Below are 22,108 nucleotides of genomic sequence, written 5' to 3'. Positions count from 1 at the left end.
AAGCGTGCCCACGATACGTCCGTGGTTTCAGAGAAATAGTGGGCACGGAGCCACGCGCCTTTGCCCACCCTGCGGCAGCTCGCCATGAGATGCACGTGAGGCCTGCGTTGGCGTCCGTCATTGCGAGCCAACGGGTCCGCGCATAGCGCGGCCCGATGACAGGCTCCGCGAAGCAATCCAGAATCCCACAACAGAGACAGTCTGGATTGCTTCGTCGCAAGAGCTCCTCGCAATGACGTTGGTGAGCGCGGTCACGCTATATCGCGCCGATCTCGGCAAGGCAGGCTTGCGTCAGCGTCATGCGCGCCTCGATATGGCGCTGCTCCTTGCAATCCATGTTCAGGGCAAACACCGTGTGCGCCTCGCCCTTCTCGGCCCAGCCGACCATCCAGCCCAGCGACGGCTCGCCGCGCTCGGCGCCGAGCAGGCCGGACTTGGCGCGAATGACGCTGTCGCCGACCTTCGTCACCGGCAGGATGTCGGCGACGAGATCCTGGCTGCGCTTCGAAATCGGTAGCGAGCGGCGGCGCAGCTGGTCGACGAAATCGATCTGCTCGATCGGGTCGATGCGCAAATTGCCGGTCAGCCAGAACTGGTCGATGCCGCCGCCGATGTCGCGATTGCCGTAGTCGAACATGTCGACATATTTCTGCATCCGTGCCTCGCCGATCCGGCGCGCGATCTCCTGATAGACCGGCACCGCGCTGACCGCGATCGCGCTGCGCAGCGTGTGATCCTTATTCCAGGCCTCGATCGGCCGCTTCACGCCGTCCCACGGGAAGACGTCCTTGTCGGGATCGACGACCACGCCGGTTTCGAGCGCAATCAGCGAGTTCGGGATCTTGAACGTCGAAGCCGGCAGCTTGCCCTCGCCCGAGCGCTCCTTGTCGCTGGCGACGATCAGATAGTCTTCGACCTTGTAGCCGACGAAAGTGCCTGACGTGCCAAGGTCAGTGAAGCGTTTTGCAAGGCTGTCGCGGATCTCGTTGCGCGGCGGCGCGACATGAGCGAGCGCGCGCGACGGCACGATTGCAGCTGCGGCAAGAAGACCGAGGGTGGAACGGCGGGTGATCAAGGGCGATGTCCGTTGAACGATGAAAGCGTGCGCGACCATGAAGCCGCTACGTGGTGAAACGATGACAGTTATCTCTTGAGCATGATCTGCTCGGAAAACCGCTACACACTTTGCGCTAACGCGGCCCTTCGGGTCGGGATCATGCTCTATCGCCCCCGCCCCGACAGCCGCAGCACGAACACTAGCACCTCTGCGACGGCCTTGTAGAGATCCGGCGGAATCTCCTCGCCGAGCTCGACCTTGGACAGCGCGCCGGCCAGAATCTCGTTCTCCTCGATCGGGATGTCGTTGGCTTTCGCGATCTCGACGATCTTCTCGCCGATCGTGCCCTTGCCCTTGGCGACGACGACGGGCGCGTTGGTGCCCTTCTCGTAATGCAGCGCAATGGCGAGCTTTGGTGCATCGCTCATGTGGCGCGGTCCAGGAAGTGGCCGGCGCGGGCCGGTGCTGGCTGCGGCGGCGTGCCGTCGCGAACCACGATGTCGCCGGGCTTGAGCTCGGCGCGCGTCATCGCCTGGCTGAGCTCGTTGATGCCGGCGCGGAGCTGCTGCGCGGTGGTCGGCCGCTCCGCCCACATCCGCACGAAGGTCTTGTCGCCGTTGAGCGTGATCAGCGCATGCACGGGGCCGGCCGGCTCGACATTGAGCGTGAAGCGCGCGCGCCAGGCGCGCTTGGCAGGATCGGCGGAGTCATTGCCGCCGTCGCGCGAGATCTCGAACTGCGCCATCGCCGTGCCCTGCGGGGTCGCAAACGGAATCTCGAAATTCCACTGCGGCACGGTTGGGTCGATACGATGACCGCTGGCATCGGTCCGGTCAGGGAGCGAAGCGACCTGCAGCAGCGTCTGCCGCGCGATCGCGGCGTCGGTGTCGTCGAGCAGACGATGCACCGTTGCGGAGAGCGGTGTATCCGGCGCGAGCGATGGCGAGGCGATGGACTGCGGCGACGGCAGTGCACCCCGAAATGGCGGTGGCGTCGTCGCGCGCGCCGCGGCCTCGAAGATGTGGCCATCAGGAACGGCCTTGTTGGCGCCCGGCACGTTCCCGATCATGCGCGGCAGGTTTTGCGTCACCTCCTGCAACAGGCTCGCGGCAAGACCGGCCGACATGGTTCGCGGCACCGCCGCCTGGGACGTGTTGCCGGCGATGTCGGCCAGCACGGCTGCGGCAAGATTGACGTTGCGCGGAAATTGCGGCGCTTGGGCGGCCTCAGATCCGGCTGACGGCAATGCGGATTGCGCGGCCTCGCTCTCGACCAGAGCCGGCGCGACGGCGACCTGCGGTGTGGCCGTGGCGTTCGCCGGAAGCGCGCCGCTCTGCGCCTGAGGCGCGGCGGCCTCGAGCGTCGCCAGCGTCTGGCGCAGCACCAGCAGCGCGGCCTTCAAATCCGGCACAGTGCCGGAGGACGGCGTTGCGCCGGCGGCAAGCGAAGCCTCGAGGAACAGTCCGGACTTCTGGAACGCGGATTCGATATCGCCGCCATCAAGGGCGGTGTTGAGCGGCGTCTGCTGCACCAGCACGTCCAGCACCGCCTGCTTCAGTCCCGCCGGCAGGTCGCTGCCGGTGACAACGGAGGCAAGATTGGCGAACAGCGGCGCCTGGCTGCCCTGCTTTGTCACCGCCTCGGCCGAGGCGGCGGTGACGGCAATTTGCTCCAGCGGCGTCAGCGGATTGCGGGGCGCGGTCGCGGATGGTGCGAGCGACGGGCTGTCGATGAGCGACGCCGCGCGCGGCGTCAGCGTGATCTGGTCGGCGGTCGCCTCGCCTGCGCCGTTCATGACGGCGAGCCGGATGGTGCCGTCATTCTGCGACACCGCGAGTTGGAGGTTCTGCCCCGGTGTCAGCGACACCTCCGACATCACGTCCATCGAGAGGTTGGCGATCGCGATCCGCACCAGATTGTCGGCGAGCACGCTGACCACCCTGGCGTCGACGACGCTGCCGGCCTGGAGCGCGAGATCGGGCGTCGTCGCATCAGCCACGGGGCTGGCGGCACTGACGGGGACGATTGAGCTTATCGGCGTCGGCATCTCAAGGGGGCCCGGGGAACGCTGGTCCCACCCTAAGGCCGCCCTCGTAAACCTCTCGTTAAGGACCTTTGGCTGCCGGCGCGTTCACGGCCGCCAGCACCGCCACGGCGGCCTCAAAATCCTTCAGGCGGGCAGCGCGGCGGGCGGCCGCCTCCTCGTCCACGCCCCATTTCTCGGCGTTCCAGTCCTCGTCGACGTGGGCGGCGGCCCAGACTTGGCCGGCATCGCACACGCCATGGGCCAGCGCCAGCGCCAGCAGCGCCGAGCCGGTCAGGGTCGTCACGATGTGGAGGGCTGCGACCGACCAGGCATCCCCCGGCAGCGCGCCGCGGGCGGCCTGAAGGGCCTCGTCCGGCTGCTTCACGTGCATGACGCCTTCGGACAGGATGAAATGCGCGCCCAACGCCTCCGCGGCCCAGAACAGCACGGGGTCCCAATGCGCGGCTTCGCGGGCGACCAGCCCCTCGGGGTGACCGGCGCGATAGAACAGCAGGTCGGACTCGAAGTATTTTGCAAGGTCGTCGCTGACCAACTCGACGCGGTCGACAACGCCCTCGACCACGCTGTTGGCGATCCGCGTCAGCGGCATGGTCACCGGGTCGATCGTCTCGCCCTGGGCGGCCCATTCCGCGGCCACGGCGTCGGCCAGCGCGCGCGAGGGGATCACCACCTGCCGGCCGGAGGGTGTACGGATCGGCTTGCCGTCGAGCGTGATGGCAAAGCCGCCCTCGGCCTCGGTGACGCCGGCCTCCTTGTAGAAGCGCTTGCGCAGCGGCGTACGCGCGGACGCACGCGCCGATTCCCGCGGATCCGGCGGGGGTTGGCTGGCTGCTTCTTCGAACAATTCGCGCATGTGAGTTTTCGGTCCCGGTCGCTGGATGGTGAGCATGATCCGGAAAAGTGTGTGGCGGTTTTCCGAAAGGATCATGCTCAAATAACAAGCTAAAGCGCGGTGGCGATTGCTCCCAATCGCATCGCGCTTTAGGCTTTTAAGATAAGACCGGCGGCCGATAAAGCGAGCAGCGGGCATGAGGGAACTTGCGGGCATTGCAGCCCTGTTCGCCGGGCTTTGGCTGGCCGCGGCGGAGGCCGGCTTTCGCACCCCGGAATCGCTGGTCCGCAACGTCTATGCCTATTACGGCGAGGGCGCGCCGGAGCTGTCCAAAGGCCTGCCGCGCGATGCCACCACTGCCCAGCAATTCTTCGATCTGCCCTTGCGCAAGGCCTGGAGCACGCCGAAGGTCGAGCCCTACGATTTCCTGGTGCAGAGCCCTAGCTGGAAGCTCGGTCCCGTCGCGATTGCGGTCGTGCGCAGGCAATTCGACAAGACCTATGTCGCGGCGAATTTCGACAATCACGGCCGCCGGGTTGCGCTGAACTTCGTCCTGGTCAACGGCCCCGAGGGCTGGCTGATCACAGATGTCGAGAGCCCGCATGACAGCTTGCGGATGTTTCTGGAGCAGTTTCGGAATTGAGGGCGCTGGAGGCCACCGCTCTTTCCTCGCCGTCATTGCGAGCGAAGCGAAGCAATCCAGACTGTCTCCGCGGAGGCAATCTGGATTGCTTCGTCGCGAGGGCTCCTCGCAATGACGGGGCTGGCAGCGGAGCTCAGCCCCTACTCCTCCGGCGCGTTCTCGATCGGATCAAACCGGCTGGCGTCCAGCCCGAGCAGATTCCATGACTGCTGCATGTGCGGCGGCAGCGGCGCGGTGGCGTCGATAAAGCCGCCGCGCGGATGCGGGATGACGATGCGGCGCGCGAGCAGATGCAGCCGGTTCTGCAGGCCGCCCGGCAGCTGCCAGTTCTCGATGTTGAAATATTTGGGATCGCCGACGATGGGGTGGCCGATATGCTCCATGTGGGCGCGGAGCTGATGGGTACGGCCCGTCACCGGCTTCAGCGACACCCAGGTCAGCTTGTTGCCGGCGGTCTCGACCACCGCGTAATAGGTCACCGCGTGGCTCGCGCCCTCGTCGCCATGCTGGGCGATGCGCATGATGGTGTCGTCCTCGCTCTCTTCCTTCGCCAGGAAGGTCGAGATGCGGCCCTGCTTCGGCTTCGGCAGGCCCGGCACCAGTGCCCAATAGACCTTTCGCGCCGAGCGCGAGCGGAACGCGCCGGTCAGATGCGAGGCGGCGAAGCGCGTCTTGGCGATCAGCAGGCAGCCCGACGTCTCGCGATCGATGCGGTGCACGAGGCGCGGCTTCTGGCCCTTGGAATCGCGCATCACCTCCAGCATCTGGTCGATGTGGCGCGTCATGCCCGAGCCGCCCTGCACGGCAAGGCCGGCGGGCTTGTTCAGGACGAGGACGTCGTCGTCCTCATAGATCGTCATCTCCTTCAGCGCCTTGAGCGTCTTCTGCGCGGCTTCCGAGAGCTCGCCGACGACCTTCGGCGCATCCAGCTTCAGCGGCGGAATGCGGACGCTCTGCCCCTCCTCCAGGCGGTCCTTGCTGTCGACGCGCTTGCCGTCGACGCGCAGCTCGCCTTTGCGGACGACGCGCTGGATGTGGGAGAACGACAGGCCGGGAAAGCGCGCCTCGAGGAAGCGATCGACGCGCATGTTGTTCTCGTCGGCCGTGACAGTGACGGTCTGAACCTTGGTCGGCAGCAGCGCCTCGACGGACTTTTCAGGCGCGGCCCTTTCCAGCTCAGCCCTCTCCAGCTTGGCTTTGGGCGGACGCCGCTCGGCGCGCTCGCCCGCAAAACGTGGCGGCTTGCCGCCGGGCTTATCACTGGGCTTGCCGCCCGGACGCGGCCCAGCCTTTGACGCGCTCCGCGCCTTGAACGGGCGCGATTCCTTGCGCTCATCGCGCGAACGGGGCTTGGGATCGGTTCTTTTGATGCGGCGGCTCATGGTTGCCTGCCTACCCTAAAAGCGGCCTTTCGTCACGACGAAATGGCCGTTCTAGCGTGAGCCACCCCGCTCCTTGCGCAGCTTGGCCCAGTAATCCAGCCGCTTGCGGATCTCGCGCTCAAAGCCCCGCTCGGGCGGGTCGTAGAAGGTCTGGCGACCCAGGGCTTCCGGAAAGTAGTCCTGGCCGGAGAAGGCGTCGGGGGCATCGTGGTCGTATGCGTAGCCGGTGCCGTAGCCTTCCGACTTCATCAGCTTGGTCGGCGAGTTCAGGATGTGCTTTGGCGGCAGCAGCGAGCCGGCCTGCTTTGCCACCTGCATCGCCGTGCCGAAGGCGGTGTAGACCGCGTTCGATTTCGGCGCGGTGGCGAGATAGACGACGGCCTGCGCGATCGCGAGCTCGCCTTCGGGATGGCCGAGGAAATCGAAGGCGTCTTTCGCCGCATTGGCGATGACGAGCGCCTGCGGATCGGCGAGCCCGATGTCCTCGACCGCCATGCGCACAACGCGGCGGGCCAGGAACAGCGGGTCCTCGCCGGCGTCGAGCATGCGCGCAAGGTAATACAGCGCCGCATCGGGATCGGAGCCGCGTACCGATTTATGCAGCGCCGAGATCAGGTTGTAATGGCCATCGGCGGACTTGTCGTAGATCGGCGCGCGGCGCTGCAGGATGTCCTGCAACTGCGCGGCATTGAAGATCTCGTCCGCGCGCGCCGAACGCCAGACCTCTTCGGCGAGCGTCAGCGATGCGCGGCCGTCACCATCGGCCATGCGCACCAGAACCGCGCGCGCCTCGGCATCGAGCGGCAGCTTCCTGCCTTCGACCTCTTCGGCGTGCGCGAACAACTTTTCGATCGCGGCGGCATCGAGCGAGCGAAACACCAGCACCCGCGCGCGCGACAAAAGCGCCGCGTTGAGCTCGAAGGACGGGTTCTCGGTGGTGGCGCCGACCATCACCACCGTGCCGTCTTCCATGACGGGCAGAAACGAATCCTGCTGCGCACGGTTGAAGCGATGCACCTCGTCGACGAACAGCAGCGTGCCCTTGCCCATCTCGCGGCGGGCCCGCGCGGCATCGAACGCCTTCTTGAGATCGGCGACGCCGGAGAACACTGCGGAGATCTGCTCGAAATGGAGGTCGGTGGCATCCGCCAGCAGCCGCGCCACCGTTGTCTTTCCGGTGCCGGGCGGGCCCCAGAACACCAGCGAGCCCAGCGTGCGCGTCTCCAGCATGCGCGTCAGCGCGCCATCAGGCCCGAGGATGTGGTCCTGCCCTACGACCTCCGACAGCGCGCGCGGGCGCAGCCGATCCGGCAGCGGATGCGGAGCCTCGTGATCGAGCCCCGCCGCGGCAAAGAGAGTTGGCGTCTCCTGTGGTCGCTTCGAACTCATCCGCCCAGCGTGACGTTGATCTGCTGACCGTTGCGCACCAGCGTGATGCGCCAGATCCGGGGGCGTTCGCCCGCGGCCTTCTCGAGATCGCCGGTCTTGCTGATCTTCTGGTTGTTGACGGCCAGGATGATGTCGCCCTTCTGGAAGCCGACATTGGCAGCCGCACTGTCGCCGCCGAGGTCGGCGATCACGACGCCTTCGGTGTCGGCGTCGAGGTGCAGCTCGTCGGCGACCGCCGGCGTGATGGTCGAGACCTTCGCGCCCTGGAACGGCGAACGCGCGGTGATCACAAGCTCGCTGCGCCCCGTATCCGGCGCGGTCTCCAGCGCCACCGTCAGCTTGACCGGTTTGCTGCCGCGCTGCACGTCGATCTGCGCGGTGCCGCCAAGCGGACGGGTTGCGAAGCGGTAGTCGAAGGCGTTGGGATCATCCACGGTCTGGCCGTCGATGCCGGTAATGAGATCGGATGATTTCAGGCCGGCCTTCGCCGCGGGGCCGTTCTGCACCACGCTTGCGACCAGCGCACCGGTCGGCGAGCGCAGGCCGAGGCTCTCGGCGATCTCGGGCGTCACCGCCTGCAGCTTCGCGCCGAGCCACGGACGCTTCACCGCCTTGCCGCCGCTCTTGGCGGAGGCGACGACGACGCGCACCATGTTGGCGGGAATCGCAAAGCCGATGCCCTGCGAGCCGCCGGAGCGCGAATAGATCGCGGTGTTGATGCCGGCCAGCCGGCCATTCATGTCGACCAGCGCACCGCCGGAATTGCCGGGATTGATTGCCGCATCGGTCTGGATGAAGAACTGGTAATCGGTGATGCCGACCTGCGTGCGCGCAAGCGCCGAGATGATGCCGTGAGTCACGGTCTGACCGACGCCGAATGGGTTGCCGATCGCCATCACGACGTCGCCCACCATCAGCTCGTCCGAATTGGTGAATTCGAGCGCCGGAAACTTCTCTTTCGAATCCTTCAGACGCAGGACCGCGAGGTCCGTGCGCGAATCCTTCAGCACGATCTCGGCCTCGAACTCACGCTTGTCCGACAGCGAGACCCTCACTTGATCGGCACCTTCGATCACGTGGACGTTAGTCACGACAAGACCTGAAGCATCGACGATCACGCCCGAGCCGAGAGAGCGCTGCACTTGCTCCTGCTGCTGGCCCGGCACGCCGAAGAAGCGGCGGAACAACGGGTCGTCGAGCAGCGGATTGCGGTTCTGCACCACCTTGGCGGCATAGACGTTGACGACCGCCGGCTGCACCCGCTGCACGATCGGCGCATAGGACAGCCGCAGCTCGGCCTGCGACGACGGGACACGACGGTCCTGCGCCGCAGCAGGATGGAGGTGGGCCGAAAACGCTATGCACAATGCCGTGACGATGGCGGCGGTCCAGGTCGATCGAAACATTCCTACCTCTCGGAAAAGACGCCGGAATATAGGCGCGTTCGCCCGCCAATAGAAGGCCGCCGGGCGGCATTATTCACCCCCCTTCCGGGTGTCGCCGGAATGCAAGCCTCCGTGCAAAATCGCAAGTCGCCTGGCGCGATAGATTGGCATGACGCGCATCATCCAGCATTCTGTTCCGTGACGGATTCGGTTGCGGCGAATTTGCACCAGTGGGAACCACGCAACCGTGGTGCGCCGTCGCGGGGCAGTCATCGATCATACCTAGGCTCTCCGCCACGACTTGGGGAAGTTCATCAAAGAATGGAGGCGTATCGTGAGCAGGACAAGAATGGCAGCCACGGCGATTGGTCTCGCCGGCGCGCTGGCGGCCTCGCAGGCCCAGGCTCAATCGGCAAGCAGCAGCGAGCAGGAGATCGCACTGCTGAAGCAGCAATTGAAGTTGCTGGAGCAGAAGCTCGACAAGCTGCAGAGCCAGACTGCCGCGAACACGGCGGCCACTGCGAAAGCCAAGGCCGAGGCAAAGGCTGAGGCGAAGGCCGAGGCGCGTTCGGAGGCGAAAGCCGTCGTCGCCAACGCCAACGCGGCGATCCCGCTCAAGGGGCCGGCGCCCGCCTCCGGCGTCGTCGTCACGATGCCGAACAATCGACCCACCATCTGCACGGCTGACGAGCAGAACTGCATCGCGATCACGAGCCGCGTGCACTGGGATGTCGGCGGCTACAGCTATCGTCCCGATACTGCATCCACCGTGCCGCAAAAGCTCGACAGCGGCGAGAATGTCCGCCGCGCGCGTATCGGCGTCGTCGGTAAGTTCTTCGGCGACTGGAATTACTCCCTGATCTACGACTTCGGCGGCTCGTCCGACGGTTTCGGCGGCACCGGCGCCGCCGGCGGCACCGCGGTGGGCTTCCTGCCGGGCGGCGGGACATCGGGCATCGAAAATGCGTATCTGAGCTACACCGGCCTCAAGCCGTTCGGCGGCAAGATGTCGATCGAGGCCGGCATCATGGATGTGCCCTGGACTCTCGACGAATCCACCAGTTCCAACGACATCATGTTCATGGAGCGCGCCTCGTCTGGCCTCATCGCGCAGAACATCGCAGCCGGCGATTTCCGCTCGGCGATCGGCACCCGCTGGTGGACCGACCAGCTCTGGATCGGCGCCTATGTCACCGGACCGACCACGGGCCAGATCCACTCCGCCTCCAGCGTCTCTCCGCCAGGCACCAGCGAGCAATATGGCGCGGTCGTCCGTGTCGCCGGCAACCCGATCAGTGGCAACGGCTATTCCGTCCATATCGGCGCCGATGCGGAATGGCTGATCCAGCCGCCGCGAAATCTGGTGACGCAGGCGCAGACGCTGACGTTGAGCGACCGGCCCGAGCTGCGGATCGATCCGACAACGCTGATATCGACGGGTGCGATCGCCAACGTATCAGGCGCACAGGTCTACGGCGTCGAGGCGGCCGCGACCTATGGCTCGTTCATCGCGCAGGGCGAATACTACTGGTTCAATGTCGATCGCAGTGCGAATACCGGTCTGCCGCCGTTTGGCGCGCCGAGCCTGAAATTCGACGGCGGCTACGCGCAGGTCGGCTACGTGCTGACCGGCGAGAGTCGTGCCTACAATCCGGCGAACGCCTCCTACGGCGGCGTCAAGCCGGCAAATCCCTTCTCACTCGCCGGTGGCGGCTGGGGCGCATGGGAAATCGCGGGGCGCGTGAGTACGATGAACCTGAACGATCAGCTTGCGACCGCGGCCGGCATCGCGGGTGGACGGCAGACCATCTACACCGCCGCGCTGAACTGGTACGTCAACAACAACGTCCGCTTCATGCTCGACTATCTGCACGGCGACATCTCCAAGCAGGCGAGCGCGACCTCCGCGGTGAACACGGGCTCGTCGTTCAATGCGGTGGCAATGCGCACGCAGGTTGCGTTCTAAAACTTCCCATCCGGGAGCGGCACGCCGCTCCCGGATATTCACGCAGCGCGCTTCTTCTTCACGACCACCGGCGGCGGCGCGCAGGATAGCCGCTGCTGATGGCTCTCGCCCCAGGCCTTCAGGATGTCGATCACCGGCTTGAGGCTCTCGCCGAGCTCGGAGAGGCAATACTCCACGCGCGGCGGCACCTCGGCATAGACCTTGCGGATGACGAGGTCGTCCTCCTCCAGCGCGCGAAGCTGCTTGGTCAGCATGCGCTGGGTAATACCGGGCATCCTGCGGCGCAACTCGCCGAAGCGCTGGGTGCCGCTTTGCAGGTGATAGAGGATCACGCCCTTCCACTTGCCGTCGATGAGATCTAGCGTCGCCTCGACCGAGCAGCCGGGACGACGGGCAAAGTCGCGCCGTTTCATGCGTGTTTTCCCATTAGTATCCAAACAGGGACTATATCCCCGAATTTACAGTACTTGCCAAATTGGAGCCAGCGGGACAGTTAGCAGGTCAGGCGCACATCACTAGCTGGGCGCCATCTGATGGAGACAAGCCATGAAGGCCGTCGGCTATAAAAAATCGCTTCCGATCGAAGATCAGGACGCGCTGATCGATTTCGAGACCGCGAAACCCGAGCCCAAGGGGCGCGACATCCGCGTCGCCGTGAAGGCAATCTCGGCCAATCCGGTCGATTACAAGGTGCGCAAGCGCGCCGCGCCGCCCGAGGGCGAGACCAAGATTCTCGGCTATGATGCCGCCGGCGTGGTCGATGCCGTCGGCCCCGAGGTCACGCTGTTCAAGCCCGGCGATGAGGTGTTCTACGCCGGCTCGATCCTGCGCCAGGGCACCAACGCCGAATTCCACCTGGTCGACGAGCGCATCGTCGGCAACAAGCCGAAGAGTCTCTCGTTCGCGCAGGCCGCCGCCCTCCCCCTCACCTCCATCACCGCGTGGGAATTGCTGTTCGACCGGCTCGGCGCGGCGCCCGGCAAGAGCGTCGATCCGCGTACGCTGCTGATCACGGGCGGCGCCGGCGGCGTCGGCTCGATCCTGATCCAGCTTGCGCGCCGCCTCACCGGCCTCACGGTGCTCGCCACCGCGACGCGACCGGAATCGCAAAAATGGTGCCTCGATCTCGGCGCGCATGCGGTGATCGACCACGGCAAGCCGATGAAGGAGCAGATCGAGAAGCTGAAGCTGCCGCCGGTCGCACTGGTGGCGAGCCTCACCTTCACCGACCAGCACTACAAGAGCATCGCCGAGTTCATGGCGCCGCAGGGCCGGTTCGGCCTGATCGACGATCCGCCGGAATTCACCATGAGCACCTTCAAGGGCAAGGCGATCTCGGTGCACTGGGAATCGATGTTCACGCGCTCCTCGTTCCAGACGGCGGACATGATCGCGCAGCATCATCTGCTCAACGACGTCGCCGATCTCATCGACAAGGGCGTGCTGCGCACCACGCTCGACCAGACCTTTGGCACGATCAACGCAGCCAATCTCAAGCGCGCCCATGCGCTGCTCGAGAGCGGCAAGTCACGCGGCAAGATCGTGCTGGAGGGGTGGTAGGTCAGGACTTCGCAGTAGGCGACGGTCTCGTAGGGTGGGCAAAGGCGCACTTTGCGCCGTGCCCACCATCTCGCAATGGCGTCGAGAGATGGTGGCCACGCTTCCGCCTTCGCTCTTCGAGCTCCGGCGGACAAGCCGCTTTGCCCACCCTATGGTTTCTGTCGCTATCTCACGATCCGGGCCACGGCCGACAACAGACGATCGATCTGCTCATCCGTGCCCACGGTGATCCGCAGATAGTCCGAGATGCGAGGTGCGGAAAAGTGGCGGACGATCACCGCCTGCTCCCGCAGCGCCGCCGCGAGCGCGGCCCCCTCATGCGCGGGATGGCGCGCGAAGACGAAGTTGGCCAGAGACGGCAGCACCTCGAAGCCGGCTTCCTTCAGTCCGCGGGTCAGCCGCTCCCTGCCCTCGATCACGCGACGGCGGCCCTGCTGGAAATAGGGCTCGTCCTCCAGGGAGGCGATCGCGCCGGCCTGAGCAGGCCGGCCGAGCGGATATGAATTGAAGCTGTCCTTCACACGCACGAGCCCATCGATCAGATCGGCATCACCGATCGCATATCCGACCCGAAGCCCGGCAAGAGCGCGCGACTTGGACATGGTCTGCACGACCAGGAGATTCCGGTGGGAAGCAACCAGCGGAATTGCGGTCTCGGCACCGAAGTCGACATAGGCTTCGTCGACGACCACGGGCACGTCAGGATGCTCTTCCAGCAGCGTCGTGATCTCGGCGCGAGACAGCGCGATGCCCGTCGGCGCGTTCGGATTTGGAACGACGATCGCGCCGGCCGGCCGGCGATAATCGGCGAGTTGGATGCGCATGGCCGGATCGAGCGGCACGGTCTCGTAGACGATGCCGAACAGACGGCAATAGACCGGATAGAAACTGTAGGTGATATCGGGAAACAGCAGCGGCGCATCCTGCTTCAGCAGGGCGACGAAGGCATACGCCAGCACCTCGTCCGAGCCGTTGCCGACGAACACCTGCTCGGGTCTGACGCCGTGATAGGCGGCCAGCGAGGCCCGCAGCGCGGTCGCCTGCGGGTCCGGATAGAGACGCAGCGTATCGGCTGCCGCCTCGCGGATCGCGTCCAGCGCCCGCGGAGACGGACCGAGCGGGTTCTCGTTGGTGTTGAGCTTGACCAGGTCCGCGATGCGGGGCTGTTCACCCGGCACGTAGGGTTTCAAGTCATGCGTCAAGCTGCTCCAGAAACGGCTCATGTTTCTGCCCGGACTCCTGCAATCTACATCGTCGGCGCCGCGCCCTCGACGAACAGCAGCCGGCGCTCCAGCGCGCCGGCGCGGATCTTCAACGCCTCGGCATATTCCGGCGAAGTGTACCATTGCTTCAGCCTCGCCATCGACGGAAATTCGACGATGACGATGGCCTTCGGCGGCAAATTGCCTTCTGCCAGTTCCGCCTTGCCGCCGCGAACGAGATAGCGGCCGTCATACTGCGCGATCGTCTTCGCGGCGAGCACGCGATAGGCCTCAAATCCGTCGGGATCACGCATCTCGACTTCGGAGATCACATAGGCCGGCATGCGCGTGCCTCAGGCGATCGTATTGACGATGCCGCCTTCCGCCCGCAGGGCCGCGCCGTTGGTGGCGGACGCTTCTTTCGACGAAACATAGACCACCATATTGGCGATCTCGTCGACGCTGGCGAAACGCTGGATCAGCGAGCTCGGCCGATGCTGCTTGACGAAATTGGCGGCGGCTTCATCGACCGACTGGCCGTTCTGCTTGGCGAGATCTTTCACAAAGGTCTCGACGCCCTCGGACATGGTCGGGCCAGGCAGCACCGAGTTCACCGTGACACCGGTGCCGCGGGTGAGCTGCGCGAGGCCGCGCGCCACCGAGAGCTGGGCCGTCTTGCTCATGCCGTAATGGATCATCTCGACGGGAATGTTCAGCCCGGACTCCGAGGAGATGAAGACGATGCGGCCCCAGTTGCGCTTCAGCATGCCCTTCATGTACGCGCGCGACAGCCGCACGCCGCTCATCACGTTGACCTCGAAGAAGCGGCTCCAGTCCTCATCGGGGATCTCGAAGAAGTCCTTGGGCTCGAAGATGCCGGCATTGTTGATGAGGATGTCGACCTCGGGCAGCACTGCAACGAGGGCCTTGCAACCCGCAGCGGTCGAGACGTCGGCGGCGATGCCGCGCACCTTGGCGCCCGTTGCTTCCAGCTTGCGCACGGCCGCATCGACCTTGTCCTGGCCGCGTCCGTTGATGACCACGCTGGCGCCTGAGCCGGCAAGGCCTCTGGCGATGGCATGGCCGATGCCGGCGGTCGAGCCGGTCACGAGGGCGGTCTTACCGGAAAGGTCGATCTTCATACGTCGTCTCCATTGAGGTTGATGGAGATATCGTGCGGCGGGCCGGCGGGTGCAATCATCGCTCACCGATGCGTGAGTTTGTGGGGCGGGCAAAGCGGCTTGTCCGCCAGAGCTCGACGAGCGAAGGCGAAAGCGTGCCCACCATGTCAGCGCGGGACACGGATGGAATGGTGGGCACGGCGCTTTGCGCCTTTGCCCACCCTACGGCACGACCGCGCCTATTTCTTGGGTGGCAGCGTCCGGACGAAGGCGACGATGGCATCGAGATCCTGCGGCGTCATGCTGGCATAGGCAGCATAAGCCATCGGCGGCTTGAGCTTGCGACCGTCGCGCGCGATGCCTTGCGCAATCGCACGTTTGATTTCGTCGTCGCTCCACTGGCCAAGGCCCGCCGCGGGATCCGCGGTGATGTTGGGGGAAATGGATTCGCCCCACGGCCCCTTGAAGGTGCGGCCGCCCTTGCCGCTCGCGGTCGTGAAATCATGCACGACGGATGGGCCTTCCGGCGTGTGGCATTCGAGGCAATGCGCGATGGTGAGCAGATAACGGCCGCGTGCGAGCTTGTCCGACAGCTCGCCCTCGCTCGCCTGCTTGCCCGCATAGGTCGGCACCTCCTGCTTCAAGGCGATCCTGTATTCCGGCGCCGGCGTCTCGTGACGCACCGGCGGCACCGAGCGCAGGTAAGCGGCGAGCGCTTCGAGATCGTGGGCGGTGAGCACCGTGTAGAACGCGGTCGGCATGATCGGCGCGACCTTGGTGCCGTTGGGCCTGACGCCGCTCACGAGAAACCGCTTCAGCTCGGCATCGCTCCAGTTGCCGATGCCGGTGTCCTTGTCCGGCGTGATGTTGGAGCCGGAGACCTTGAAGGCGGGCTCGTCAAAAACCTGACTACCGCCCGAGAGATCGAGCCCCTGCGGCCCACGCGGCGTGTGGCAGTTGTGGCAGACCATAACGCTGTTGACGAGATAGGCGCCACGCTCGGCCAGCGTCTCGCCCATGGCCGGCGACGTCAGCAGCGCGAGTGCAATGGCAATCGTGGTCCTCATCGAATCTCCCCCAAACAAATTCGCACCTGCAAAATCATCGTGCGCAGCCTGAGAAATCGCCGCGCCATACAAAAAAAACGGCGCCCAGGGGCGCCGCTTTCTGAAATCCTAGTACCGGTCGGCTTACGCCGCCTCGGCTTCCTTCTCCTGCACCGGGCCCGAATCCTGGCCCTTGGCATCGACGTCGCGATCGACGAACTCGATCACGGCCATCGCGGCGTTGTCGCCGTAGCGGAAGCCGGCCTTGATGATGCGGGTGTAGCCGCCCTGGCGGTCCTTGTAGCGGGGCGCGAGGGTGTCGAACAGCTTCTTGACCTGATCCTTGTCGCGCATCTCGGAGATGGCCTGGCGGCGCATGGCCAACCCGCCCTTCTTGCCGAGGGTGATCAGCTTCTCCACGATCGGGCGCAATTCCTTGGCCTTCGGGAGCGTCGTGACGATCTGCTCGTGCTTGATCAGCGCGGCGCACATGTTGGCGAACATCGCGCGGCGATGCTCGGCAGTGCGATTGAGCTTCCGATGAACCTTGCCGTGACGCATGTATCTATTCCTTATGTATGAACTGCCGCGATGGTTCGTCGGATCAGTTGCTCAGGTGGGCTTCCTGCGTTCGCCCAGATGGTGAGTAGCGAATGGCGACTAGCGAATTGTCATTCGCTATTCGCCACTCCCTATTCGCCGAACTCAGTAGTGATCTTCGAAGCGCTTGGCGAGCTCGTCGATGTTCTCCGGCGGCCAGCCCGGCACTTCCATGCCGAGATGCAGACCCATCTGGGCCAGCACTTCCTTGATCTCGTTCAGCGACTTGCGGCCGAAGTTCGGAGTGCGGAGCATTTCGGCTTCCGACTTCTGCACGAGGTCGCCGATGTAGACGATGTTGTCGTTCTTCAGGCAGTTGGCCGAACGCACCGACAGCTCGAGCTCGTCCACCTTCTTGAGGAAGGCCGGGTTGAAGGCGAGGTCCGGGATGATCTCCTGGGCCACTTCCTTGCGCGGCTCTTCGAAGTTGACGAACACGTTGAGCTGATCCTGCAGGATGCGGGCGGCGTAAGCCACCGAGTCATCCGGCGTCAGCGCGCCGTTGGTCTCGATCGTCATGGTCAGCTTGTCGTAGTCGAGGATCTGGCCCTCGCGGGTGTTCTCGACCTTGTAGGAGACCTTGCGGACCGGCGAGTACAGGCTGTCGACCGGGATCAGGCCGATCGGCGCGTCCTCGGGGCGATTGCGCTCGGCGGGCACGTAGCCCTTGCCGGTGGAAACCGTGAACTCCATGCGGATCTCGGCGCCCTCGTCGAGCGTGCAGATCTGGAGGTCCGGATTGAGCACCACGACATCGCCCACGGTCTGGATGTCGCCGGCGGTGACGACGCCCGGGCCCTGCTTCTTCACGACCATGCGCTTGGGGCCTTCGCCCTGCATCTTGATCGAGATGTCCTTGATGTTGAGCACGATGTCGGTGACGTCCTCACGGACGCCAGCGATCGAGGAGAACTCGTGCAGCACGCCGTCGATGTGCACCGACTGCACCGCCGCGCCTTGGAGCGAGGAGAGCAGGATGCGGCGCAGCGCGTTGCCGAGGGTCTGGCCGAAGCCACGCTCGAGCGGCTCGGCGACGATGGTCGCAAAGCGGTTCGAATCGCTACCGGGCTGAATCTGGAGCTTGTTCGGCCGAATCAGTTCTTGCCAATTTTTCTGGATCGTCACTGTTTCACCCATACAGGCCAGTCGAACTGCCGTTGCAGACACTGGCGTTGGAGAAAGGCCGCAGGTCGCACCCGCGGCTTCTTGCAAAAGTCATTGCGGGCGCCGATGCGCCCGCAACTTGGTATCAAACGCGCCGACGCTTGCGGGGACGGCAACCGTTGTGCGGGATCGTGGTCACGTCGCGGATCGAGGTGACGGTGAAGCCCGCGGCCTGCAGTGCGCGGAGCGCCGACTCGCGGCCCGAACCGGGACCGGCGACTTCGACTTCCAGCGTGCGCATGCCGTGCTCCTGCGCCTTCTTCGACACGTCTTCGGCGGCAACCTGCGCAGCATACGGGGTCGACTTGCGCGAACCCTTGAAGCCCATCGTGCCGGCGGAGGACCAGGCAATCGTGTTGCCCTGCGCGTCGGTGATGGTGATGGTCGTGTTGTTGAACGACGAGTTCACGTGCGCAACGCCGGAGGCGATGTTCTTGCGCTCACGACGGCGAACGCGGGTGGCTTCCTTGCCCATTGATGACCTTTCCTGGAGATCTCAAACGCCGCCGTAATGCCAGCGGCTACACCTGTGAAAGCGAATAGCGAGTAGCGAATGGCGAATAGGGAAACTCCCCTACTCGCCATTCGCCACTCCCGATTCGCCAGTTTACTTCTTCTTGCCGGCGATGGCCTTGGCCGGACCCTTGCGCGTACGCGCATTGGTGTGGGTCCGCTGACCGCGCACCGGCAGACCGCGACGATGACGCAGGCCGCGATAGCAGCCGAGGTCCATCAGACGCTTGATGTTGATGCCGACCTCACGACGCAGGTCGCCCTCGACGAGATAGTCGCGGTCGATCACTTCGCGGATCTGGAGCACTTCGGCGTCGCTGAGCTGATTGACGCGACGATCCTCCGCGATCTTCACCTTCTCGATGATGTCACCGGCGATCTTCGGGCCGATGCCATGGATGTACTGGAGCGCGATCAGCACGCGCTTGTTGGTGGGAATGTTCACGCCGGCAATACGGGCCACGGCCTTCTCTCCTGTTGCCGACCCCTCGTCAGGAATCGGGCTTTAAGTGCTTGCGTTCTCGGGCAGGTGTTCACAAACGCGAACACGACGCCCACCCCCGGTCTTCCTGGGGCCCGGCATCGTCTGAAACTATCCGACTTGGATGCGGGGCTTATTAGGGGATTCCGGGGGCTTTCGTCAACCGCTGCTAGCGCTTGGCTCGCTTTTTCGTGACCTTTTTTGGTCCCTTCTTCGAACCTTTTTTGACGGTCTTCTTGGCGGCTTTCTTGGCTACCTTTTTGGTCGTTTTCTTCGCCGTTTTCTTGGCGGCCTTCTTGGCACCCTTCACAGCCTTTTTGGCGGTTTTGCCCGATTTGGCGGCCTTTTTAGCCGCTTTCGCCGGTTTTTTGGCCGATTTCTTCGCTGCCTTGGCCTTCTTGGCCGGCGACGCCTTGGCCGCGCTGCGGGCATGGGTCTTCGGTTCCACCGCCCCGAGCGCCAGGAGCTGGCGGTGAATGGCGCGGGTCACCTCGTCGATGGCCATCATGCCGTCGATCGTCGAGAGCTTCCGCCGCTCGGAATAGTAGTGAATCAGCGGCTCCGTCTGGCTGCGGTAGCTGGCGAGGCGCTTGGTCAGGACCTCCGGGGTGTCGTCGACCCGGACCTCCTCCCCGCGCTCCCGCATCTGGGCGACGCGAGTCTCGACGCGGCTCAGAAGCGCGCTCTCGTTGACCCGGAGCTCGATCACCGCATCGAGCTTGAGATGCTTGTGCTTGAGCAGTTCATCCAGCGCCTCGGCCTGCCCCACAGTGCGCGGGAAGCCGTCGAGGATGAAGCCGTTCCTGGCGTCCGGCTGATCGATGCGGTCAGAGATGATTCCCACCACGACCTCGTCGGGGACGAGGCCGCCGCCGGCCATGATCTCCTTGGCCTTCAGCCCGACCGGCGTTCCCGCTGCCACGGCCGCGCGCAGCATTTCACCGGTCGAGAGCTGGACGATGCCATAGCGCTGCACCAGCAGCTGCGCCTGGGTCCCCTTGCCCGATCCCGGCGGTCCCAGAAGTATAATTCTCATCGGCGTACGCCCCCCGGATTGGTGAGCGATACGTCGCGCACCTGTGTTTTGATATCAAGGACAGTGCAAACCACAACCAGCGCCGCACCACCATTGACGACCATACTATAAGGCAGACCGATCCCGTAAAGCTCGAACACCTCCGGAATCAACTGCAACACAGTCAGGTAGACGGCTCCGACGACCGTCGTCAATGACACGACGCGATCGAGATAGTCGGCCGTCGCCTCACCCGGCGCGACACCGGGAATTGTGCCATCACGCTGCGCCAGCGATTTGGCCGTGTCTTCGGGGTCGACAACATAAGCCGTGTAGACGAAGGCGAGCACGAAGACGGCGATCGACACGAGGATCATGTGCGCCGGCTGCCCCAGTTGGAGATGCCGGTAGGCCGCGGCGACCAGGGGATGATCGCCGCCCAGGATGAAGCCCGCAAAGGCAAGCGGGAGAAAGAAGATCCACGGCGCCACGGTAACGGGAATCAGGAAGCCGGCGCTGTTGAGCTTGATCGGCAGCACGCCGGCGCGCGCCGGCAATTGTCGCGCGCCGACATTGAGCGCGCCGAACTCGACCCGGACATTTCGCCGCGCGCCCTCGACAAGCACGATCACAGCGACGGTCACGATCCAGAACACAGCGTGGATGAGTGCGAGATTGCTCGAGACCGCCCCGCTCCGCACGACATCTGCGATGCCGGCGACGTCTCGCGGCAGGGTGACGAGCATGCCGACACTCAGGATCAGCGCCAGGCCGTTGCCGATGCCGTAGCGGGTGATCTGTTCGCTGAGCCACACCAGTACGAAGACGCCACCAACCATCGAGGCCGTAGCCGTCGCGACGAACCAGCCGTCAGGATTCCTGACGAGCTCCGGAATGGACATCAACGCGGAGGCGATGCCGTAGGCTTGAAAGGCAGCAAGCGCCAGCGTGAGTCCGAGCGTGGCGCGGGCGACCTTGCGTCGGCCGTCCTCGCCCGAGCGCTCGAGCGAATTCAGGCCGCGCCACACCACAGACAGCAACCGGACAAAGATCGCCGCAGTCAGATAGGGAATGAGGCCGAGCGAAAACAGCGAAAGGCGGACGTTGAAATTGGGCAACGACGCGAGGCGCGAAACATCCAGTCCCGCGATCGGGATCTGCGCGCCGAGCCTGAAAAGGAGCAGCGCGCCGATCGTGAAAGCGATTCGGCGCGCGAGCTCCCTGCTCATCTACGGCGGCCGCGCAGCTTCGACTTCCGGATCAGGCCTTCATACTGATGGGCCAGCAGATAGCCCTGCACCTGCGCCACGGTATCCATGGTGACGCTGACCACGATCAGCAGCGAGGTGCCGCCGAAATAGAACGGCACCGAGGCGTAGGAGATCAGGATTTCCGGGATCAAGCAGACGATCGCCAGATAGATCGCACCGAGCACGGTAATGCGCGACAGCACGTAGTCGATATATTCGGCGGTGCGCTCGCCCGGGCGGATGCCCGGAATGAAGCCGCCATGCTTCTTCAGATTGTCCGCGGTCTCGGTCGGGTTGAATACGATCGCGGTGTAGAAGAAGGCGAAGAACACAATCAGCGCGAGATAGAGGATCAGGAACAGCGGACGGCCGTGGCCGAGCTGGGTGGTGATCCACTGGAACCATTCCGGCCCGCTGCCGGCATTGAAGTTCGCAACCGTGGTCGGCAGCAGCAGGAGCGAGGACGCGAAGATCGGCGGGATCACGCCCGAGGTGTTCAGCTTGAGCGGCAGATGCGAGGACTGGCCCTCGAACATCTTGTTGCCGACCTGGCGCTTCGGATACTGGATCAGGAGCCGGCGCTGGGCGCGCTCCATGAACACGATGAAGGCGATCACGGCGACCGCCATGATGATCACGACCAGGATCAGGCCGGTCGACATCGCGCCCTGACGGCCGAGCTCGAGCATGTTGGCGAGCGCCGCGGGCAGCTCGGCGACGATGCCGGAGAGAATGATCAGCGAGATGCCGTTGCCGATGCCACGCGAGGTGATCTGCTCGCCCAGCCACATCAGGAACATGGTGCCGCCGGTCAGCGTGATCGCCGTGGACAGGCGGAAGAACATGCCGGGGTCGCTGACGACGTTGCCGGCGCCTTCGAGACCCACCGCGATGCCGTAGGACTGGAACGCGGCCAGGATCACCGTCAGGTAGCGGGTGTACTGGTTCAGCGTCTTGCGGCCGGCCTCGCCTTCCTTCTTCAGCGCCTCGAGCTGCGGCGAGACGGTGGTCAGGAGCTGGATGATGATCGATGCCGAGATGTACGGCATGATGTTCAGCGCGAAGATCGCCATGCGGTGGATGCCGCCGCCGGCGAACATGTTGAACATGCCGAGAATGCCGCCCGCCTGGGAACGGAACACCTGCTCCCAGATGTTGGGATCGATGCCGGGCAGCGGGATGTAGGTCCCGAGCCGATAAACGAGCAGCGCACCCAGGGTGAACCAGATGCGCTTCTTCAGTTCGTCGGCCTTGGCAAACGCGCCGAAATTGAGATTGGCTGCCAGTTGTTCCGCTGCAGAGACCATCTTGGACTTTCTCCCGCCGCCTATTGCGCCGTCATGCCCGCGGCCGGGCTACATTAGAGCGGACGCCGGACATTATCTGGGGCTCGGCTTCGATAAGTCCACGTCCCGCATGCGTAAAGGCCCGCGGGGCGCGGGCCAATGACGCAGT

General features: G+C 64.7%; 22 protein-coding genes. 3 read left to right on the top strand and 19 right to left on the bottom strand.

Features of this window, described 5'->3' with window-relative positions:
- Positions 1-256: 256 nt before the first annotated feature.
- The 4 genes from blaOXA to RAD16_RS21450 form a co-directional block, all read right to left on the bottom strand.
- Entirely contained in the window at positions 257-1,114 is an 858-nt protein-coding gene (blaOXA, locus tag RAD16_RS21465; RefSeq protein ID WP_458159853.1) for a class D beta-lactamase, read from the bottom strand.
- Positions 1,115-1,221: 107 nt separating this feature from the next.
- Positions 1,222-1,485: an EscU/YscU/HrcU family type III secretion system export apparatus switch protein gene (locus tag RAD16_RS21460; RefSeq protein WP_458159852.1), complete on the bottom strand. Its 264-nt coding sequence runs from the start codon at positions 1,483-1,485 to the stop codon at positions 1,222-1,224.
- Positions 1,482-3,104, bottom strand: coding sequence for a flagellar hook-length control protein FliK (fliK, locus tag RAD16_RS21455; protein ID WP_458159851.1), 1,623 nt, complete (start codon positions 3,102-3,104; stop codon positions 1,482-1,484). Before fliK ends, RAD16_RS21460 begins: the two co-directional genes overlap by 4 nt.
- A gap of 58 nt (positions 3,105-3,162) precedes the next feature.
- Positions 3,163-3,957, bottom strand: a complete 795-nt coding sequence (locus RAD16_RS21450; protein WP_458159850.1) for an ATP12 family chaperone protein — start codon at positions 3,955-3,957, stop codon at positions 3,163-3,165.
- Positions 3,958-4,132: 175 nt separating this feature from the next.
- On the opposite strand from RAD16_RS21450, the gene RAD16_RS21445 reads away from it, so the two are divergent.
- The gene (locus RAD16_RS21445) at positions 4,133-4,579 is read left to right on the top strand and encodes a hypothetical protein (protein WP_458159849.1); all 447 of its coding nucleotides are present in this window, start codon (positions 4,133-4,135) and stop codon (positions 4,577-4,579) included.
- Positions 4,580-4,719: 140 nt separating this feature from the next.
- On the opposite strand, the gene RAD16_RS21440 is transcribed toward RAD16_RS21445, so the two are convergent.
- Genes RAD16_RS21440 through RAD16_RS21430 form a run of 3 tightly spaced genes read right to left on the bottom strand, consistent with a single transcriptional unit; the run spans position 4,720 to position 8,756 of the window.
- Entirely contained in the window at positions 4,720-5,961 is a 1,242-nt protein-coding gene (locus RAD16_RS21440; protein ID WP_458159848.1) for an RluA family pseudouridine synthase, read from the bottom strand.
- Between the two features lie 51 nt (positions 5,962-6,012).
- Complete coding sequence (locus tag RAD16_RS21435) at positions 6,013-7,350, bottom strand: replication-associated recombination protein A (RefSeq protein WP_458159847.1); 1,338 nt, start codon at positions 7,348-7,350, stop codon at positions 6,013-6,015.
- Positions 7,347-8,756: a DegQ family serine endoprotease gene (locus RAD16_RS21430; protein WP_458159846.1), complete on the bottom strand. Its 1,410-nt coding sequence runs from the start codon at positions 8,754-8,756 to the stop codon at positions 7,347-7,349. Before RAD16_RS21430 ends, RAD16_RS21435 begins: the two co-directional genes overlap by 4 nt.
- 313 nt (positions 8,757-9,069) lie before the next feature.
- On the opposite strand from RAD16_RS21430, the gene RAD16_RS21425 reads away from it, so the two are divergent.
- Positions 9,070-10,701: an OprO/OprP family phosphate-selective porin gene (locus tag RAD16_RS21425; RefSeq protein WP_458159845.1), complete on the top strand. Its 1,632-nt coding sequence runs from the start codon at positions 9,070-9,072 to the stop codon at positions 10,699-10,701.
- 38 nt (positions 10,702-10,739) lie between these two features.
- Here RAD16_RS21425 and RAD16_RS21420 read toward each other — a convergent pair whose 3' ends face one another.
- A complete protein-coding gene (locus RAD16_RS21420; RefSeq protein ID WP_326900503.1) occupies positions 10,740-11,114 on the bottom strand; it encodes a winged helix-turn-helix transcriptional regulator in 375 nt (124 codons plus the stop codon).
- A gap of 133 nt (positions 11,115-11,247) precedes the next feature.
- Between RAD16_RS21420 and RAD16_RS21415 the strand changes: the two genes are divergently transcribed.
- Positions 11,248-12,261, top strand: coding sequence for a zinc-binding alcohol dehydrogenase family protein (locus RAD16_RS21415; protein ID WP_458159844.1), 1,014 nt, complete (start codon positions 11,248-11,250; stop codon positions 12,259-12,261).
- A 164-nt stretch (positions 12,262-12,425) separates the two neighbouring features.
- On the opposite strand, the gene hisC is transcribed toward RAD16_RS21415, so the two are convergent.
- The 11 genes from hisC to secY all read right to left on the bottom strand — a co-directional run bounded on the left by hisC (position 12,426) and on the right by secY (position 21,960).
- Positions 12,426-13,484 (bottom strand): histidinol-phosphate transaminase, encoded by a 1,059-nt coding sequence (gene hisC, locus RAD16_RS21410; RefSeq protein ID WP_458159843.1) that lies wholly within the window; start codon positions 13,482-13,484, stop codon positions 12,426-12,428.
- A gap of 23 nt (positions 13,485-13,507) precedes the next feature.
- Complete coding sequence (locus RAD16_RS21405) at positions 13,508-13,807, bottom strand: DUF1330 domain-containing protein (protein ID WP_458159842.1); 300 nt, start codon at positions 13,805-13,807, stop codon at positions 13,508-13,510.
- 9 nt (positions 13,808-13,816) lie between these two features.
- A complete protein-coding gene (locus RAD16_RS21400; RefSeq protein ID WP_458159841.1) occupies positions 13,817-14,605 on the bottom strand; it encodes an SDR family NAD(P)-dependent oxidoreductase in 789 nt (262 codons plus the stop codon).
- Positions 14,606-14,823: 218 nt separating this feature from the next.
- Positions 14,824-15,651, bottom strand: coding sequence for a c-type cytochrome (locus tag RAD16_RS21395; protein WP_458159840.1), 828 nt, complete (start codon positions 15,649-15,651; stop codon positions 14,824-14,826).
- Positions 15,652-15,774: 123 nt separating this feature from the next.
- Entirely contained in the window at positions 15,775-16,191 is a 417-nt protein-coding gene (rplQ, locus tag RAD16_RS21390; protein ID WP_008136314.1) for a 50S ribosomal protein L17, read from the bottom strand.
- 144 nt (positions 16,192-16,335) lie between these two features.
- Positions 16,336-17,367 carry a DNA-directed RNA polymerase subunit alpha gene (locus RAD16_RS21385; protein WP_458159839.1) on the bottom strand — a complete coding sequence of 344 codons (1,032 nt, stop codon included), beginning with the start codon at positions 17,365-17,367 and terminating at the stop codon, positions 16,336-16,338.
- Between the two features lie 112 nt (positions 17,368-17,479).
- Entirely contained in the window at positions 17,480-17,869 is a 390-nt protein-coding gene (rpsK, locus tag RAD16_RS21380; RefSeq protein ID WP_007603045.1) for a 30S ribosomal protein S11, read from the bottom strand.
- Between the two features lie 132 nt (positions 17,870-18,001).
- A complete protein-coding gene (gene rpsM, locus RAD16_RS21375; RefSeq protein WP_458159838.1) occupies positions 18,002-18,370 on the bottom strand; it encodes a 30S ribosomal protein S13 in 369 nt (122 codons plus the stop codon).
- A 187-nt stretch (positions 18,371-18,557) separates the two neighbouring features.
- The gene (locus RAD16_RS21370; RefSeq protein ID WP_458159837.1) at positions 18,558-19,424 is read right to left on the bottom strand and encodes an adenylate kinase; all 867 of its coding nucleotides are present in this window, start codon (positions 19,422-19,424) and stop codon (positions 18,558-18,560) included.
- Positions 19,421-20,632, bottom strand: coding sequence for a preprotein translocase subunit SecY (locus RAD16_RS21365; protein WP_458159836.1), 1,212 nt, complete (start codon positions 20,630-20,632; stop codon positions 19,421-19,423). Before RAD16_RS21365 ends, RAD16_RS21370 begins: the two co-directional genes overlap by 4 nt.
- Positions 20,629-21,960 (bottom strand): preprotein translocase subunit SecY, encoded by a 1,332-nt coding sequence (gene secY / locus RAD16_RS21360; RefSeq protein WP_326900481.1) that lies wholly within the window; start codon positions 21,958-21,960, stop codon positions 20,629-20,631. Before secY ends, RAD16_RS21365 begins: the two co-directional genes overlap by 4 nt.
- Positions 21,961-22,108: the final 148 nt, after the last annotated feature.

Source organism: Bradyrhizobium sp. 18BD, from assembly GCF_054185225.1.
The sequence above is the reverse complement of the archived record's forward strand: the minus strand, read 5'-3'. Positions and strand labels throughout refer to the sequence as shown.